General features: G+C 32.9%; 16 protein-coding genes. 11 read left to right on the forward strand and 5 right to left on the reverse strand.

The features are described 5' to 3' along the window. The first annotated feature begins 101 nt into the window (after window positions 1–101). From NNL09_RS19535 to NNL09_RS19555, 5 genes are all read left to right on the forward strand, one after another. Window positions 102–2369, forward strand: a complete 2268-nt coding sequence (locus tag NNL09_RS19535) for a glycoside hydrolase family 3 N-terminal domain-containing protein (protein ID WP_231389114.1) — start codon at window positions 102–104, stop codon at window positions 2367–2369. Window positions 2370–2380: 11 nt separating this feature from the next. Further along, a complete protein-coding gene (gene gndA, locus NNL09_RS19540) occupies window positions 2381–4294 on the forward strand; it encodes an NADP-dependent phosphogluconate dehydrogenase (RefSeq protein WP_196910210.1) in 1914 nt (637 codons plus the stop codon). Between the two features lie 5 nt (window positions 4295–4299). After that, window positions 4300–5643: a GntP family permease gene (locus tag NNL09_RS19545; protein WP_196910209.1), complete on the forward strand. Its 1344-nt coding sequence runs from the start codon at window positions 4300–4302 to the stop codon at window positions 5641–5643. Window positions 5644–5871: 228 nt separating this feature from the next. Next, complete coding sequence (aroC, locus tag NNL09_RS19550) at window positions 5872–6936, forward strand: chorismate synthase (RefSeq protein WP_025663762.1); 1065 nt, start codon at window positions 5872–5874, stop codon at window positions 6934–6936. Window positions 6937–7114: 178 nt separating this feature from the next. Then, complete coding sequence (locus NNL09_RS19555) at window positions 7115–8437, forward strand: dicarboxylate/amino acid:cation symporter (protein WP_196910208.1); 1323 nt, start codon at window positions 7115–7117, stop codon at window positions 8435–8437. Between the two features lie 29 nt (window positions 8438–8466). Here NNL09_RS19555 and NNL09_RS19560 read toward each other — a convergent pair whose 3' ends face one another. Then, on the reverse strand, window positions 8467–9348 hold the full coding sequence (locus tag NNL09_RS19560; protein WP_196910207.1) for a LysR family transcriptional regulator: 882 nt from the start codon (window positions 9346–9348) through the stop codon (window positions 8467–8469). Window positions 9349–9607: 259 nt separating this feature from the next. Between NNL09_RS19560 and NNL09_RS19565 the strand changes: the two genes are divergently transcribed. Both NNL09_RS19565 and NNL09_RS19570 read left to right on the forward strand, forming a co-directional pair. After that, window positions 9608–11050 carry an aminotransferase class I/II-fold pyridoxal phosphate-dependent enzyme gene (locus tag NNL09_RS19565; RefSeq protein ID WP_196910206.1) on the forward strand — a complete coding sequence of 481 codons (1443 nt, stop codon included), beginning with the start codon at window positions 9608–9610 and terminating at the stop codon, window positions 11048–11050. A 115-nt stretch (window positions 11051–11165) separates the two neighbouring features. Then, the gene (locus NNL09_RS19570; RefSeq protein ID WP_025663766.1) at window positions 11166–11579 is read left to right on the forward strand and encodes a hypothetical protein; all 414 of its coding nucleotides are present in this window, start codon (window positions 11166–11168) and stop codon (window positions 11577–11579) included. 3 nt (window positions 11580–11582) lie between these two features. On the opposite strand, the gene NNL09_RS19575 is transcribed toward NNL09_RS19570, so the two are convergent. After that, complete coding sequence (locus NNL09_RS19575; protein ID WP_231389113.1) at window positions 11583–11672, reverse strand: DUF4139 domain-containing protein; 90 nt, start codon at window positions 11670–11672, stop codon at window positions 11583–11585. Between the two features lie 180 nt (window positions 11673–11852). Between NNL09_RS19575 and NNL09_RS19580 the strand changes: the two genes are divergently transcribed. Then, the gene (locus NNL09_RS19580; RefSeq protein WP_025663767.1) at window positions 11853–12038 is read left to right on the forward strand and encodes a hypothetical protein; all 186 of its coding nucleotides are present in this window, start codon (window positions 11853–11855) and stop codon (window positions 12036–12038) included. Between the two features lie 25 nt (window positions 12039–12063). Here the strand turns inward: NNL09_RS19580 and NNL09_RS19585 are convergent, their stop codons facing one another. The 3 genes from NNL09_RS19585 to gcvT all read right to left on the reverse strand — a co-directional run bounded on the left by NNL09_RS19585 (window position 12064) and on the right by gcvT (window position 14516). Beyond that, window positions 12064–12477, reverse strand: a complete 414-nt coding sequence (locus NNL09_RS19585; RefSeq protein ID WP_035094933.1) for a thiol-disulfide oxidoreductase DCC family protein — start codon at window positions 12475–12477, stop codon at window positions 12064–12066. 57 nt (window positions 12478–12534) lie between these two features. Then, window positions 12535–13350, reverse strand: coding sequence for a sugar nucleotide-binding protein (locus NNL09_RS19590; protein WP_196910205.1), 816 nt, complete (start codon window positions 13348–13350; stop codon window positions 12535–12537). An 83-nt stretch (window positions 13351–13433) separates the two neighbouring features. Then, window positions 13434–14516 carry a glycine cleavage system aminomethyltransferase GcvT gene (gcvT, locus tag NNL09_RS19595; protein WP_025663770.1) on the reverse strand — a complete coding sequence of 361 codons (1083 nt, stop codon included), beginning with the start codon at window positions 14514–14516 and terminating at the stop codon, window positions 13434–13436. 223 nt (window positions 14517–14739) lie between these two features. Here gcvT and NNL09_RS19600 point away from each other — a divergent pair, with 223 nt between their 5' ends. The 3 genes from NNL09_RS19600 (at window position 14740) to NNL09_RS19610 (ending at window position 16962) form a co-directional block, all read left to right on the forward strand. Next, entirely contained in the window at window positions 14740–15153 is a 414-nt protein-coding gene (locus NNL09_RS19600) for a hypothetical protein (RefSeq protein WP_025663771.1), read from the forward strand. A 194-nt stretch (window positions 15154–15347) separates the two neighbouring features. Next, window positions 15348–15920, forward strand: coding sequence for an RNA polymerase sigma-70 factor (locus tag NNL09_RS19605; RefSeq protein WP_025663772.1), 573 nt, complete (start codon window positions 15348–15350; stop codon window positions 15918–15920). A 67-nt stretch (window positions 15921–15987) separates the two neighbouring features. Then, entirely contained in the window at window positions 15988–16962 is a 975-nt protein-coding gene (locus NNL09_RS19610; RefSeq protein WP_025663773.1) for a FecR family protein, read from the forward strand. The last annotated feature ends 49 nt before the right edge of the window (window positions 16963–17011 follow it).

Below are 17011 nucleotides of genomic sequence, written 5' to 3' on the forward strand. Positions count from 1 at the left end.
AGTCTATATCTCTCATTTAATATACTCTATTAAAGAGAATAGTATTGGTCGTATATGACCGATGATATGTTTAGATGTATTGAATAGAATCAAATTTATATATGAGAAATTATCTAGTATTGACCCTTATTACTTGTTGCTTATTATCAAATTGTACTCCTAAAGAATCAATAACTAATGTTTTGATATCAAAAGAAGATGCCATTGAATTTAAGATCGATAGCATCCTATCAAAAATGACATTAGAGGAAAAGATAGGTCAAACTGCCCAACGTGGAAAATCAAGTAGAGTAAAAGAGCTACCTGTAGAGCTTAAGGAGGCTGTAAAAAAAGGAGAAATCGGCTCTTTTCTTAATATTATGAATAAGGATGATGCCAAAGAACTACAGCGTATCGCAATGGAAGAGAGCCCTAATAAAATACCATTAATATTTGCAAGAGATGTTATTCATGGTTTTAAAACCATTTTTCCAATTCCATTAGGTCAAGCTGCTTCATTTGACCCTAATCTGGTGCAAAAAGGAGCCAGAATATCTGCGATCGAAGCTTCTACATATGGTATACGTTGGACATTTGCGCCAATGCTCGATATATCCAGAGACCCCAGATGGGGACGTATCGCAGAATCTGCAGGAGAAGATCAATATCTTACCAGCATTATGGGAGAAGCTTATATTAAAGGTTTTCAAGGAGATGACTTGTCATCTTCTACAAGTATAGCCGCTTGTGCAAAACATTTTGTAGGTTATGGAGCTGCCGAAGGAGGGAGAGACTATAACACGGCAAACATCAATGAATTTTCTTTACACAACACATACTTGAAACCGTTTAAAAAAGCTGTAGAAACTAACGTTGCGACCTTAATGACTGGCTTTAATGATCTTAATGGAGTTCCGGTTTCAGGAAATAAATATCTTTTAAAAGAAGTATTGCGTAATCAGTGGGGTTTTGATGGGTTTGTGGTAAGTGATTGGAATTCTATAATTGAAATGGTTCCTCACGGATTTGCAGAAGATGAAGTGGCCGCAGCAGGAAAAGCAGCAAATGCAATGCTGGATATGGAAATGACCAGTACTTCATATCAGGATAATATGAAGAATTTAATAGAAGAAAGAAAATTCTCTGAAAATCAATTGGATGAAATGGTTCGGAATATTCTTAGAATCAAATTTAAATTAGGATTATTTGATAAACCATACTTCGAACAAGAATCTGATGTACTGTATGCCAAAGAACATCTGGAAGCTGCTAAAGAAGCTGCAAAAAAAAGTATGGTATTACTTAAAAATAAAAATCAAATATTACCTCTAAGTACTAAAAAAAAATTAACTATAATTGGTCCTTTAGCAGACGCACCACACGATCAATTAGGCACATGGACTTTTGATGGAGAAAAAGCACGTACGATTACCCCATTAACATCTTTTAAAGAAGATGGCGAACATCCTATTTTATATAGTAAAGGTTTATCATACAGTAGAGATAAATCTAATAAAGGGTTTAATGATGCGATCAAAATAGCTAAAAACTCAGATATCATCGTATTCTTTGGAGGTGAAGAAGCTATCTTGTCTGGGGAAGCTCATAGTAGAGCAAACCTAAATCTTCCTGGTAAACAAGAGTCTCTTATTAGTGAACTTCATAAAACTGGAAAACCAATAGTATTAGTACTAATGGCAGGTAGACCTATTACATTAGGCAATATTATTGATAAAGTAGATGCGGTATTATTTGCATGGCATCCAGGAACGATGGGAGGCCCTGCAATATTGGATATACTTACAGGTAAAGCTTCACCGTCAGGGCGATTACCAATTACATGGCCCAAAGAAGTAGGTCAAATACCAATATATTATAATCATAAAAACACAGGCCGCCCTACAATTCCTGAAGAATTTGTTCAAATTGACTCTATCCCTATAGGAGCATGGCAAAGTTCTCTGGGAAATACATCACATTACTTAGATCTGGGATATTTACCGCAATACCCTTTTGGGTACGGTCTTACATACAGTAGTTTTGAATACTGTGACGTTAAAATTTTATCAAATGAGATTAATGAAAATGGTCCAATTATAGTAAGTGCAAAAATCACAAATACCGGAAATGTAATAGCTGAAGAAGTAGTACAATTATACTTTAGAGATATGGTGGGTAGTATTACTAGGCCTGTAAAAGAATTGCTGCGTTTTAAGAAAATAGAACTCGAACCTGGAGCCTCAAAAATCGTTGATTTTGTATTTAGTAAGGATGATATTTCGTTTTATGGACTAGATAAAAAGTGGGTTGTAGAACCGGGAAAATTCAAATTATGGGTTGGCAAACATGCTTTAGACCAAACACATGAGTTAGAATTTGTTATAGAATAACTATTGTTGAAGTGGGTTTAAAAAATATATACATCGTTTTTGGGGTTTCAGGATGTGGAAAAACGACCTTAGGTAAAGAACTAGCAACAACATTAGGAATTCCTTTTTATGATGCAGATGATTTTCATCCAGAAGAAAACATAAAAAAAATGTCTGATGGTATTCCTCTAAATGATAATGATAGAGCTCCGTGGTTACAAATCTTGGCAGATCATATTGTAGATTGGAGTAATGACAAAGGAGCTGTATTAGCTTGTTCTGCGTTAAAACAAAAATATAGAGATGGATTACAACCTATTGGTCATAGTTATATAAACTGGATTTTTTTAGAAGCCTCATACGAATTGATTTTAAATCGTTTAGAAGCAAGGCAGGGACATTTTTTTAAAAAAGAATTATTAGTATCCCAATTTGAAACTTTAGAAAAACCCGAACATGGAATTTTTATAGATGCAGAACAAAGTATTATAAATAGTATTACTCAAATAAAATTAGAATTGAATATTTCAAAATCACAATTAGGACTTATAGGGCTTGGCGTTATGGGGAAAAGCCTTGCTAAAAATATGCTATCCCGAGGCTTTAGTTTATCTGTCTATAATCGACAGGTTGAGAATAGAGAAGTTGATATCGCCAAACACTTTGTGAATGAGCAATCAAATGATACAAATGTTCTGGGATTTGATGACTTATCATCTTTTGTGAATTCGTTAGAGCAACCTCGGACAATCATGATCATGGTCAATGCAGGAAAACCTATAGACATGGTTATAGAATCGATATTACCATTGTTATCAAGAGAAGATTGTTTGATTGATGGCGGGAATTCTCATTATAAAAAAACTTTGGAAAGAGAACAATTAGTATCCAAATCTGGAATACATTTTCTTGGAACTGGAGTTTCTGGTGGTGAAGAAGGAGCATTAAAAGGACCATCTATTATGCCAGGAGGGTCGAAAGAAGCATATATGCGTTCAGGAAAATTCTTAGAGGCTATTGCAGCTAGAGATAAAAATAATAATCCATGTTGTACTTATGTTGGTACTCAGGGATCAGGGCACTATGTGAAAATGATTCATAATGGGATAGAATATGCAGAAATGCAATTATTATCAGAAATATATCATTTTTTGAGATTTTATGGAAACAAAAACCCAAAGCAGATTAGTGATATTTTTGAATCATGGAGAATGAATAAAAAAGATAGTTTCCTTTTAGAAATTACAGTAGATATTCTAAGAAAAATGGAAGGAGAAGAGTTTTTGATTGATAAAATTCTAGATAAAGCGGGACAAAAAGGAACTGGAGGATGGTCAGCAGTATCAGCCTTAGAAATAGGAATGCCAATATCAACCATTTCAGAAGCTGTAATGGCAAGAAATCTTTCTGGTATGAAATCAGAACGTGTTCATGCCTCAGAAATTTATAAATTGAAGCCTTCTACAGGTTTTAATGATGAAAAACTATTAGCTACTTTAGAAAAAGCTTTTTACGCCACAAGTATTATCAATCATGCAATAGGATTTGACCTTATATCACAGGCATCTCAAGAATACCAATGGAATCTTAATTTATCAGAGATAGCACGAATATGGACCAATGGATGTATTATTCGTAGTGATATAATGGAGAAAATATCTACTTTATTTAAAGATAGTAATCCAATTTCATTGCTTTTGTTTCCAGAAATTGTAGAGATGATGAAAATTAATATCACCAAATTAACAGATACGGTCTCTATGGCAATGAAAGCTGGATATCCTTTGCCAGTAATGTCTGCTGCTACAAACTATTTTTTGATCTATACATCGGCACAATCTTCTGCAAATATGATACAGGCACAACGAGATTATTTTGGAGCACATACATACCAACGAGTTGATGCTCCAATTACCGAATATTTTCACACAAACTGGAAAAGCTAATATATATGGAATATCAATTACTAATTGCTGTAGGAGTAGGTATTTTTGCTCTACTTTTCATGATTCTAAAATTGAAAATACAGGCTTTTATTGCGCTTCTTATTGTATGCATACTTGTCGGCATCATTGCTGGGTTGTCACCAGAAATGATTCTTGATAGTATAAAGAATGGAATGGGAGGAACTTTAGGTTTTGTGGCTACAGTAGTTGGGTTAGGAGCCTTATTTGGAGGATTATTAGAACATTCTGGCGGAGCTCAGGGCTTAGCAAGATATATATTAAAAATCGCCGGTGAAAAAAATGCATCCTGGGCGATGATGATTACTGGTTTTATTATCGCTATTCCGGTATTTTTTGATGTGGCATTTATCATTTTAGTTCCTGTAGTGTATGCTATTGCGAGAAATACCAAAAAATCGGTATTATTATATGCGATTCCTTTACTAGCAGGGTTAGCTATTACACATAGTTTTATTCCGCCAACTCCTGGACCCGTTGCGGTTGCAGATATTCTTGGAGCTAATTTAGGCTGGGTAATTATCTTAGGATTTATTACTGGTATCCCTGCCGCGATCATTAGTGGACCCGTTTTTGCAAAATATGTTTCTAAGAAAATAAGTGTTTCGATACCAGAACAAGGCATAAATATCTTAGAAGATAAAGAATACCCTAATCCAATCACTATTATAGCAATTATAGCATTACCAATTCTTTTAATCGTTTTAAAGACTATTTTTCTTGGAGATTGGATGGGCGAGAATTTTTTGCCAGAATCAGTAACATATAGTATTGCATTACTGGGGCATCCATTTACTGCTTTAATTATAGCAAACCTTCTTGCATGGTATATTTTAGGGATTAGAAGAGGAACAGGAAGAGACGAATTACTAAAATTGTCAATGAAATCTTTTCAACCCGCAGGAGCTATAATATTACTTACTGGGGCAGGAGGTGCTTTTAAACAAATTTTAGTAGACACTAAAGCAGGGGAAATATTAGCTTCTTCACTACAAGGATCGTTTATACATCCTTTACTATTTGCTTTTATAGTAGCAGCTTTGATACGTATACTTCAAGGGTCAGCCACAACAGCAATGATTGCTGCTGCCGGAATAGCATCTCCAATTATTTTAATCGGTGATTTTAGTGCTGCTCAAATTGCACTTTTTGTTATATCAATAGCTTCTGGAGCGACTATTTTATCGCATGTTAATGATAGCGGATTTTGGTTGGTAGGACAATACCTCGGTTTAACCGAAAAACAGACATTTCGCTCATGGACAGTAATGACCACTTTGATTGCGTGCACAGGCTTAATAATGTCCTTGTTATTGTGGTATGTATTTTAGTTGTAATAGTTCAAACCTAACTAATTTATTATAAATAAGAGTGCAATTGATAGTGTTTTCTTAGGTGAAAATACTCCGTTTTCGGTGAGAGTATAAATTGATACAATTTTTAACTTTTAATAAAAAATGAATTTTGATTGAATTTTTGTAAATAAAACCCAATTTTTTATATGATAATACTACTGTATTTTTGAAGATTAAAAATTACATTTGCTAAAAATTGTATGCATGGCAGGAAATACATTTGGTAACCTATTTAAGGTTACTACTTTTGGAGAATCACACGGAGTAGCAATTGGTGGAGTCATTGATGGCTGCCCAGCTGGTGTAACACTCGACTTAGACGCTATTCAACAAGAACTTGATCGTCGTAAACCTGGTCAGTCGGCTATTGTTACACAACGTAAAGAACCCGATACTGTCGAGTTTTATTCTGGTATTTTTGAAGGTGTTACAACAGGAACTCCAATAGGTTTTGCAATCAAAAATGCAAATCAAAAGTCTAAAGATTATTCTCATATTAAAGATTCTTATCGACCGTCTCATGCAGATTATACCTATGATCAAAAATATGGCATTAGAGATTATAGAGGAGGAGGACGCTCTTCTGCTCGCGAAACAGCAAGTAGAGTAGTCGCAGGAGCAATCGCTAAACAAGTATTGTCTGATATAAAATTTCAGGCCTATGTGAGCGGTGTTGGCTCCATCAAATTAGAAAAAAGTCATACAGAACTTGATTTATCATTAACCGAAAGTAATATTGTACGCTGCCCGGATCCTAAGATGGCTTCGGAAATGGAGCATTATATCAAACAAATTAGAAAAGAAGGAGATACTGTTGGCGGAATTGTAAGTTGTGCCATTTCTGGTGTGCCAGTAGGGTTAGGTGAGCCAGCTTTTGATAAGCTGCATGCCGAATTAGGGAAAGCTATGCTATCTATTAATGCAGTTAAAGGATTTGAATATGGAAGTGGTTTTGCCGGATCAGAACTAAAAGGAAGTGAGCATAATGATCTTTTTAATACCGATGGGACTACACAAACGAATTTATCTGGAGGTATACAAGGAGGGATTTCTAATGGGATGGATATCTATTTTAATGTAGCTTTTAAACCTGTAGCTACAATTATGCAGGATCAGGAAACTATCGATAAAGAAGGTAATATTGTTACTATGCAAGGAAAAGGGAGACATGACCCTTGTGTAGTCCCAAGAGCAGTACCTATTGTAGAGGCTATGGCTGCTTTGGTACTTGTCGATTATTGGTTAATGAATAGAACAATTAAGAAATAAATTAATATAGAGTAGTGTAGTTTTAATGTGTGGTACAAATTAGAATTACTAACCTGTAAAACACTTATATATTAAAAAAAACAGGTCTTTTATTTCGTATTTCGCAATTTCTATCCCCTTTTATTATTTTAAATTTATATATTGGACGCTGTTTTGGCTTAAAAATTAAATTCTTCACATGAAAAAAATCGCACTGCATTGGAAAATTATGATCGGAATGATATTAGGTATATTATTCGGGTTTTTAATGACAACATTTTCATGGGGAAAGGAATTTACAGGAGATTGGATAGCACCTTTGGGAACCATATTTGTAAATCTACTGAAACTAATTGCAGTTCCGTTAATTTTAGCTTCTTTGATCAAAGGAATCTCTGATCTAAAAGATATTTCTAAATTTAAACTGATAGGAGGAAGAACTATCGTTATTTATATCTTAACTACGGTTATTGCAATAACCATTGGTTTATTATTAGTAAATACTTTTAAACCAGGAAATGGGATTACTCCCGAAACTATAGAGAAACTAACTACAGAATATGCTGGTAACGCTAAAATATCAGAACGTATAGCTGAAGCAAGTAGACAAAAAGAAAGTGGTCCTTTGCAATTTATTGTTGATATGGTTCCTCAAAATGCTTTTAAAGCAATGAGTGATAACAAGATGATGTTGCAGGTGATATTCTTTGCAATTTTTCTTGGTATCAGTATGTTATTGATAAAACCTGCACAGTCAGAACCTCTTAAAAAATTCTTTGATAGCTTAAATGATGTAGTGTTAAAGATGGTTGATTTGATTATGCTTACTGCGCCATATGCTGTTTTTGCATTATTAGCTAATGTAGTGGTTACTTCTGATGATCCTGATATATTGTTAGCATTATTAAAATATGCTGGTGTTGTAATATTCGGACTAGCGTTAATGATTGTGTTCTATTGTACATTGGTTGCTGTTATTACCAAGAAATCTCCATTATGGTTTTTAAAAGAAATCAGTCCTGCACAACTATTAGCGTTTTCAACAAGCTCTAGTGCAGCTACGCTTCCTGTTACCATGGAAAGAGTAGAAGAGCATATTGGTGTGGATAAAGAAGTATCTAGTTTCGTATTACCAGTTGGTGCCACGATCAATATGGATGGTACTAGTTTATATCAGGCAGTAGCTTCAGTATTTATTATGCAAGTGCTTTGGCCAGAAGGATTAACTTTTAGTAATCAAATTACTATTGTACTAACTGCTTTATTGGCTTCAATAGGATCGGCAGCTGTTCCCGGAGCAGGAATGGTGATGTTAGTTATTGTATTAGAAGCAATTGGTTTCCCTTCGGATAAATTACCAATAGGTTTGGCACTAATCTTTGCAGTAGACAGGCCTTTAGACATGTTAAGAACAACGGTTAATGTTACTGGAGATGCTACGGTATCTATGATTGTAGCAAAGTCAGTTGGAAAATTAGGAGAACCCAATGTAAAAGAATGGGACGATGATTATCAAGGGTAGATTAGACTAAACCTAATCAATTATTTTATTTAACTAACAGCCCAGTTTTTAAGTAATTCAAATAATAGTGGGTATTCTGTCTCTCTTTCGGGATTCCACATCATAGTTAGTTGTGCCTTCTGTTTTATATCTTTTAATTCAATAATTTTTATAGGAAATTCATGCCCCTGTAATGAAGATACAGGCTCGAAAGAAATTCCCAATCCAGCTTCGACTAGCCTGAAACTAGTACTTGCAGAATCTGTTTCGTGAATAATTTTTGGGGCAAAACCAGCATCAATACAGATAGACTCCAGAATATGAACATAATTTGGACCATCCGCTACAGATGGAAATATAAATTCCTCATTAGAAAAAATAGAAAAATCGGTATAATTATGTTTATCAACAGGATGATCTTCGGGGAGTAGTATTAAAAAATTATCAATACGAAGCACTTTACTTTTCAAATTAAAAGGAACCATCGGGTTTGTAGCAAAACCAATATCTAATTCGTTTTGTTGTAATGCCAAATATTGATCACGGTTGTTCATTTCTTTTAAAACTGCTTTTATACCAGGTATTTGATAATTAATTGTCTTTAAAATCTCGGGTAGGATGGTTTGCATTATAGAATGTGTAAACCCTATATTAATTTCTCCGGCATGCCCATTATGAATATTAATAGTTTGCTTTTTTAATCTTTCTAATTGAGCAAGTTGTTTTTTTACTTCTTTTACAAAATGTTGCCCAGCAGGAGTAAGTTTTACGTTACGTTTATCTCTGATAAATAGAATAGCTCCAATCTGTTCTTCTAACTGCTTAATTTGCCTGCTTAAAGCCGGTTGAACAATGTTTAGTTCTTCTGCTGCTCTTGTAAAATTTAATTTCTCTGATAATACAACTACACTTTTTATTTGCTGAAGAGTCATTTATTACTTTTTGTTATTAGTTTATCAAAATTAAGTATTTTTTATTATAAATATAGATAGCTAATTTTGGAGTGTTTAAATGTTTGTTTAATCCATTGCGCATATTGGAGAATTACTGATCAGAACTTGTCAGCCTGCTATTCTGGTAGATTGTCTTAATATAGTTGATACTTTAATTGCTTGTTATACAGGCTGACTTTTTCTGAATTGTTAATTTTTTATATATGTGCTATTAAAAGACCTAATTCTAATACGAAACATGCAGAATACAATACCAAAAACAGATATATTAGAAAAAGCTTACGACCCTTCAGATTTCAGAAAGATGGGGCATCAAGTTATTGATTTACTAGCAGATCACTTAGAAAAGGTTCAGACCGATCGAGAACACCCTGTACTACCTTTTCGCAATCCAGAAGAGGAACTATCCTACTGGAAACAAGATTTTGCATCAGATTCGGGAACACTAGATGTATTTAAAAACATTTTAGATCACTCGGTTCAGGTACATCACCCAAGATATATTGGTCATCAAGTTGCAGTTCCTGCATTGGTTTCAACTTTGGCAGGACTGATGTCTGATTTATTAAGTAATGGTACTGGTGTATATGAAATGGGAATGGCGGCTAATGCAATTGAAAAGATCGTTACTGATTTTGTAGCGCAAAGAATTGGATATACTGCAGAAACTTCTGGTTTTCTTACTTCTGGAGGTACTTTGGCTAATCTTACTGCACTATTAGCAGCACGTAAAGCTAAAGCTCCATCTGCTGTTTGGGAACAGGGGCATCAAGAAAAATTGGCGGTTATGGTTTCTGAAGAAGCACATTATTGTATTGATAGAGCAGCCAGAATTCTTGGTTTAGGAAGTGAAGGAATTATTAAAGTACCAGTAGATATAGATTTTAAAATAGATACAAGTGTGTTAGATACATATTTGGATAAAGCTAAATCTGATGGGTTTCATGTGATTGCACTTATCGGTTGTGCATGTTCTACAGCCACAGGATCATATGATGATTTAGAAGCATTAGCTGATTTTGCAGAACTAAATAACTTGTGGTTTCACATTGATGGAGCACATGGTGGAGGAGTGGTATTCTCAAAAAAATATCAACATCTAACCAATGGAATATCTCGTGCTGATTCTGTAGTTATAGATTTTCATAAAATGTTAATGACTCCAGCTTTAAACACAGCGTTAATTTTTAAGAAAGGAGAAAATGCATATCAGACATTTGCTCAAAAAGCTCAATATCTTTGGGATTCTCAGCATACCAAAGAATGGTACAATTCGGGGAAACGAACATTTGAATGTACAAAATTAATGATGTCTATTAAGGTATATACCATCCTTAAGACATATGGAGAAGAAATATTCGAGAAGAATATTGATAAACTTTATGATCTGGGTTCGGTCTTTGCAAAAATGGTAAGAGAGCGATCTTCTTTCGAGTTAGCCCTAGAGCCTGAAGCAAATATTATTAATTTCAGATATATCAAAACCGATAATAAAGATCTTAATGCTCTTAATAATGCAATTCGCCAATGGTTAGTGAAATCTGGTAAATTTTATATTGTTCAAACAACAATAGGTGAGCATCGTTATTTAAGAACTACAATTATGAATCCATTAACCGAGAAAGATGACCTGGTAGCTCTTTTGGACGAAATTGAACACATTGCAGAAACTTTGATTTAGTTTGGTTCTGATAAAATGATATGGTTGTATATTTTGATATTTAACATTTGTTAACGCAACGTATACTAAATGTAATTCATCTACTGTTATATAGTAGTAACCAAAAATAATAGAGATGAAACATTTTATTTATGTAGTATCCTTATTTGTCATAATAGGTTGTAGTGGAGATGATGATGATAACCCAGTTAATCCGCCTTCTAATCCATCTGGTTTAACAGGGATTTGGCATTTAGTAAATGTTACAGGAGGATTTTCAGGTATAAATGATGATTTTGAAAAAGGAGTCATAGTTTGGGACTTTGATGATACTAAAGAAAGAGTAGAAGTAACTAATAATAACGCGGCTAATTCTTCTACCGAGGATTTATTTCCAACAGGAATTTATACTTTTTCTATTGTTACCATAAATGGTAATAAAGAACTGATCGTCAACGAAAGAAATTTAGGTAATTTTGAGATTACAACTAATGAATTTATAGTTGACGAGCAGTTTAAAGATGGTTTTCGTTATACATTTCAACGTTAAAGATTAATTTGCTTGTTTTTTTGGGTATTTAACCTGGTAAAAGAATTGTTTTTCTGCTTTTTGGTTAGAAGAAATATTTAGTTTCCAGATCATAATACCGGTTTTGATATTTTACTTTTCGTTTCTCTTTTGATTTAGATAATGCTTCTTTTTAAAGTTGTTCGTTTATGTTTTTAGCAGGGGAAAAACCCCCTGAGCATTCTTAGTTAAAATCCCCTTACGCTGTATCGTTCTTATCTATACATTTGAAGTATCACATAAACACTCATAAAGATGAAACGGCTTTTACTACCCATAGTGCTTATTACCTTCGCTGTAATATGTCTTAGTATCGTACATATTGATAATATTAATAAGTTAGATGCTCAATCAAATGAGCTTAGAAAAAAATATCAAACTGAACATACGGTAAAACATAGAACAAATGATTCTTCGGTTATTATACCGGAGACTAAATGAAGGAATGTAGATAATGATTCAATTACTATTGATCTATAAAAAGAGCGTTGAGTTCTGGGGTTGGAATCATACAACTTTCTTTTTTACCAAACCACTTATATCTGTTTTTGGCAATAATATCGTAAATCCAATCTCTAAAGAATTTAGGTAAAATAAGAAAAACAGAAAGTAGGGGATATATACCAGAGAGTTGTTTTGCAATATGTAGAGCAGCTGTTGATTTATAATAGTAAGCAATATCAGGGTCAATTAATAATATAGAGTCTAATTTTGTAGAATCAATATTTCTCTCTGCGATTAATCTTTTACCAATTTTACTTTGTAATGGAGCATAGCGAAATACATCATTTTTATCTCGTTTAATAGTAAATAAGACTGCAGTGTTGCATAAGTTGCAAACACCATCAAATAATATAATCTTTTTTCCATCTTCAATCATAGTACAAAGATAATTGGAATATGTATTATTAATAACCAATTATCAATATATTAAGAATTATTTCGCAATTACAGAATCAATAACCTGTTGTGTCGTAATTTGAAGATTTTTAGGAAGTTTATTATCTTTTGGTAAAACAGCAAGATAGCGGTCATTATTAGAATCATAGACTTGCTTGAAAACCGGTTCATCTAATTGCAAGGCATCACAAATTTCTTTAATTAGATCGAGATGATAAATAAGATCAGTACTTCCAAGGTGAAAAACTCCTTTCTTATTGCGATTAATGATATAATGTATTTGTTGTGTTAATTTAAATATCGAAGTTGCATTAATAATAACATTAGGAAAAACTTCTATAGGTGCTTTTAGACCATGAAGAGTTTTAAGCTCTTGCACTCTTGGAGTAGTAGAGCCAAAAACCATGGGTACTCGTGCTATTACATACTTATGAGTAGGTAATCGCATTAGTGCGTTTTCAATTTTGATTTTGAATCTGCCAAAAACACTATCACTAAGGGTTTTATCATATTCGTATGATGGGTAATTGCTAAAAGAATCAAATACATTAGCACTGGAGATAAAAACAAGTCGACATTTATGTTTTTGAATCCATTGTATGATACGTTGATGTGCGTCTAATTGTGAATTAAAGTTACCTCTAAGAGCAGTAATAATAATAGTAGGTTTAAGATTATCCAATAAAATAGAGATATCTTCCAGTTCCATATCATACTGAAAAAACTTTTGATTTTTTTCAAAAAAAGGATTATCTGTATGGTATGTACCGTAGGTGTCAAAATAGGAATTAAGCTCTTTATATAGCGCATTTCCTATAAAACCACTGGCTCCTATGATTAAAACTTTCTTCAATGTTAGTTATGTGTAAAAAAAATTAAGTTCCAAATATTACTGCTGTAACTTTGAAACTTAACTATACTATTTTTATTGTAAAACTACCCTTTGTAGAAAGGTAATTTTATTACTGTTGCAGGAATTGCATTTTTACGTACCTGGATATTGATTTTACTTCCCGGTTTTGCAAAAATCGAAGGAACATATCCAAGACCAATACCTTTTCCTAAAGAAGGAGACATAGTACCAGAAGTTACTATCCCAATACTATTTCCGTTTCCGTCTACAATATCATAATCATGACGAGGAATACCGCGTTCATCTAACTCAAAACCAATTAATTTTCGCTCTGCACCATGCTCTTTTTCTTTGGCTAAGGCTTCTGCATTAATAAAATCTTTTGAGAATTTAGTAACCCAACCTAACCCAGCTTCAATAGGAGAGGTGGTATCATTAATATCATTGCCATAAAGACAATATCCCATTTCTAATCTTAATGTATCTCTGGCAGCAAGACCAATAGGTTTAATACCATAATCTGCGCCAGCTTCTAATACTTTACTCCAAATTTGTTCTACTTCAGAATTTTTGCAGTAGATTTCAAAACCACCACTACCTGTATATCCTGTAGCAGAAATAATAACATGTTCGATCCCGGCAAAATCAGACACTTCAAAAGTGTAGAATTTCATTGCTTCAAGATCAACAGAAGTTAAAGATTGCATAGCTACCGCAGCTTTTGGCCCTTGAATAGCTAATAAAGAATACTCATCAGACAGGTCACGCATATCAGCATTCATTGTGTTGTGACTACTTATCCAATCCCAGTCTTTTTTGATATTAGATGCGTTGACCACCATAAGATATTTTTGATCAGCAATTCTATATACGATTAAATCATCTACAATTCCACCTTTATCATTTGGTAAGTAACTATATTGAGCTTTTCCATCTACTAACTTAGAAGCATCATTAGAAGTTACTTTTTGGATAAGATCTAATGCGTTAGGACCAGTAATAAGAAACTCTCCCATATGAGATACGTCAAAAACTCCAACACTTTTACGTACCGTTTCGTGTTCTATATTTACACCTTCATAAGATACAGGCATATTATAACCAGCAAAAGGAACCATTTTAGCTCCCAAGGCAGTATGAATTTCTGTCAAAGCAGTATTTTGCATAATAGATGATTTATGGTTATCAAATAGACGCCGAATGTAAAAAACTTTGTGTCGGTATCCAATGCTTTTTTGTATAATCCTAATAAATTATTGATTAGACATTATAATGAGGATTAAAAATTTGAAAAGATAAAAGGTACAAAATAATTCAAAGAGCATTTCTGTTCTGGGTATTTAGTAACTTTGAATAGTGTCATTAATGTATTGTAAACACATTTTAATTATGCCAACAGGATATTCGGGTACACCTCTAGCCAAAAAATTAGGGATTAAGGATGATGATATATTAATGCTTTATAAACAACCAAATTATTATTATAGCCTTTTTTCAGATATACCAAAAAGAATTAGAGAGGTACAGCAGCCAAAAAATGAAAGTGTAGATTTTATTCATATTTTTTGTACCACTTTTGCAGAATTAAAGGAAGTAGCAGTTATATATAAGGCGGCTTTAAAAAAGAACGGAATGTTATGGGTAAGCTGGCCAAAAGGAAGCTCAGTAATTCCTACAGATCTTAAAAGAGATCCTATAAGAAATTATCTAATTAGTATTGGGCTGGTTGATGTAAAAGTGGCTGCAATAGATAAGGATTGGAGTGGATTAAAATTTGTATACAGAATCAGGGACAGAAATTAACGAGGTAAAAATTTCTTAATATATCTATTTTTGAAGATTTTATACCCAAATAATAAACTAATAAAATCCTTGGATATATGTATATATATCAAGGGTTTGTAGTTTATTTTGTGATAATGAAATTTTTAGTGTTAATTATTTGTTGTAGTATCGTTAAAAAAAAATATTTACCTTTATCATGAATTATTGTACTAGTGAAAAAGGAATCACAAATAACACAAAGCTTTTTCATTAAGAATATAAATGAAGGAAATGAAGAAGCCTTCAAGATTCTTTTTGAACTTTATTATAGTAAGTTATTATATGTAGCTCGAAGCTATGTTTCTAATAAGGAAGAAGCAGAAGAGATAGTACAGGATGTATTTGTGAAAATCTGGAAAAACAAAAAAAATATTACTACTAATATTAATGGGTACCTGTTTAAGAGTACCAAAAATTCCTGCCTAGATTATTTACGATCCAAAAAATATAAGCTTAATAGCTCAAATAATATAGTACAACTTGAAGCTTTCATAAACCATAATGCACTTGCAGATAAGGATGCTTCTTCTATACTAGAGAAAGAATTAGAACAAAGAATACAGACAGGTATTGAATTACTTCCGAAGAAATGTAAAAAAGTTTTTGTTAAAAGCCGAATTGAAGGTTTAAAGAATAGAGAAATATCTGATGAATTAGATATTTCGATTAAAACTGTAGAGAATCATATGTCTAAGGCAATAAAACATATGAGGCTACATTTACGAGAATTCTTATCTTTTTTTTAAAAAAACCAAAATTTTATTGGGGGGTAATCCATATTTGTACGTCTGTATAAATATAAGATTGTAATTAATGCAAGAAAAAGACCTTATAAAGTTTATAAAGGGAGATGCTAATCCTGATGAAAAGAAAGTAGTAATCGAATGGATTAAAAAAGATAGTGAGCATCAAAAACAGTTCAATTTACTTAAGGCAGAATATGTTGCCTCTAATTTGGATTCACTAAGTAATATGGATGTTAATGCTCAGTACCAACGTTTTTCTTCAAAGAGAACTAAGAAGAAAAGATACTATTACACAGCTATTGCAGCATCGATAGTAGTCCCTTTTATGATGTGGTATATATTTACACCTTTTCCTAATAACAATTCGGTTGTTGATACTACAGAAATCCTTAATTCTAATACTAAGCATGTAGCTACGAGCCATGGAGGGTACAAAACAGTAGTGTTACCAGATGGTTCTACGATTGTATTAAATGCCAATAGTAGTCTTACTTATCCCAATACATTTACAGATAGTATTAGAAAAGTTACTTTGGTAGGAGAAGCATTTTTTGATATAAAGAGGGATGTAACCAAACCTTTTATAGTAACTACAGATCATATCAATATTAGAGTTTTGGGTACATCATTTAATGTAAAATCCTACCCAAAAGACGAAAAAATTGAAACTACATTGGTAACAGGAAAAGTTGAAGTTTTTCAACAACAAAAAGAAGAACCCATCGTTTTGGAACCATCGCAGAGGGCAATTTTTGATAAAGAAAAAAGTGATATTAAAGTGGATAGAGTGGATTCTAAAAATATAGTTGCCTGGCAAGAAGGTAAATTAATTTTTGACAAAACCCCATTAAAACAAGTTGTATTAGATCTAAACAGAAAATATAATGTAGAGTTTACAATTAAATCTGATTCACTTCTACAATACAAGTATACAGGAGAGTTTGATAACCTTACCCTAAAAGAGGTTTTAGAACTCATCAAAATGTCTTCACCAATTAATTATAAATATGTAAACAACAAAGTCATGCTCAATTCAGAATAATATAATAAATAGAGAAGAGGATGCGGTAACATCCTCTTCTGTTAATCAT

Source organism: Aquimarina sp. EL_43 (assembly GCF_943422735.1).
Taxonomy (GTDB): domain Bacteria; phylum Bacteroidota; class Bacteroidia; order Flavobacteriales; family Flavobacteriaceae; genus Aquimarina; species Aquimarina megaterium.

Coding starts and splice junctions, on each gene's coding strand:
- NNL09_RS19535 (WP_231389114.1), top strand. CDS start 102: ATGAGAAATTATCTAGTATTGACCCTTATTACTTGTTGCTTATTATCA.
- NNL09_RS19545 (WP_196910209.1), top strand. CDS start 4,300: ATGGAATATCAATTACTAATTGCTGTAGGAGTAGGTATTTTTGCTCTA.
- aroC (WP_025663762.1), top strand. CDS start 5,872: ATGGCAGGAAATACATTTGGTAACCTATTTAAGGTTACTACTTTTGGA.
- NNL09_RS19555 (WP_196910208.1), top strand. CDS start 7,115: ATGAAAAAAATCGCACTGCATTGGAAAATTATGATCGGAATGATATTA.
- NNL09_RS19560 (WP_196910207.1), bottom strand. CDS start 9,348: ATGACTCTTCAGCAAATAAAAAGTGTAGTTGTATTATCAGAGAAATTA.
- NNL09_RS19565 (WP_196910206.1), top strand. CDS start 9,608: ATGCAGAATACAATACCAAAAACAGATATATTAGAAAAAGCTTACGAC.
- NNL09_RS19570 (WP_025663766.1), top strand. CDS start 11,166: ATGAAACATTTTATTTATGTAGTATCCTTATTTGTCATAATAGGTTGT.
- NNL09_RS19575 (WP_231389113.1), bottom strand. CDS start 11,672: ATGATCTGGAAACTAAATATTTCTTCTAACCAAAAAGCAGAAAAACAA.
- NNL09_RS19580 (WP_025663767.1), top strand. CDS start 11,853: ATGAAACGGCTTTTACTACCCATAGTGCTTATTACCTTCGCTGTAATA.
- NNL09_RS19585 (WP_035094933.1), bottom strand. CDS start 12,477: ATGATTGAAGATGGAAAAAAGATTATATTATTTGATGGTGTTTGCAAC.
- gcvT (WP_025663770.1), bottom strand. CDS start 14,516: ATGCAAAATACTGCTTTGACAGAAATTCATACTGCCTTGGGAGCTAAA.
- NNL09_RS19600 (WP_025663771.1), top strand. CDS start 14,740: ATGCCAACAGGATATTCGGGTACACCTCTAGCCAAAAAATTAGGGATT.
- NNL09_RS19610 (WP_025663773.1), top strand. CDS start 15,988: ATGCAAGAAAAAGACCTTATAAAGTTTATAAAGGGAGATGCTAATCCT.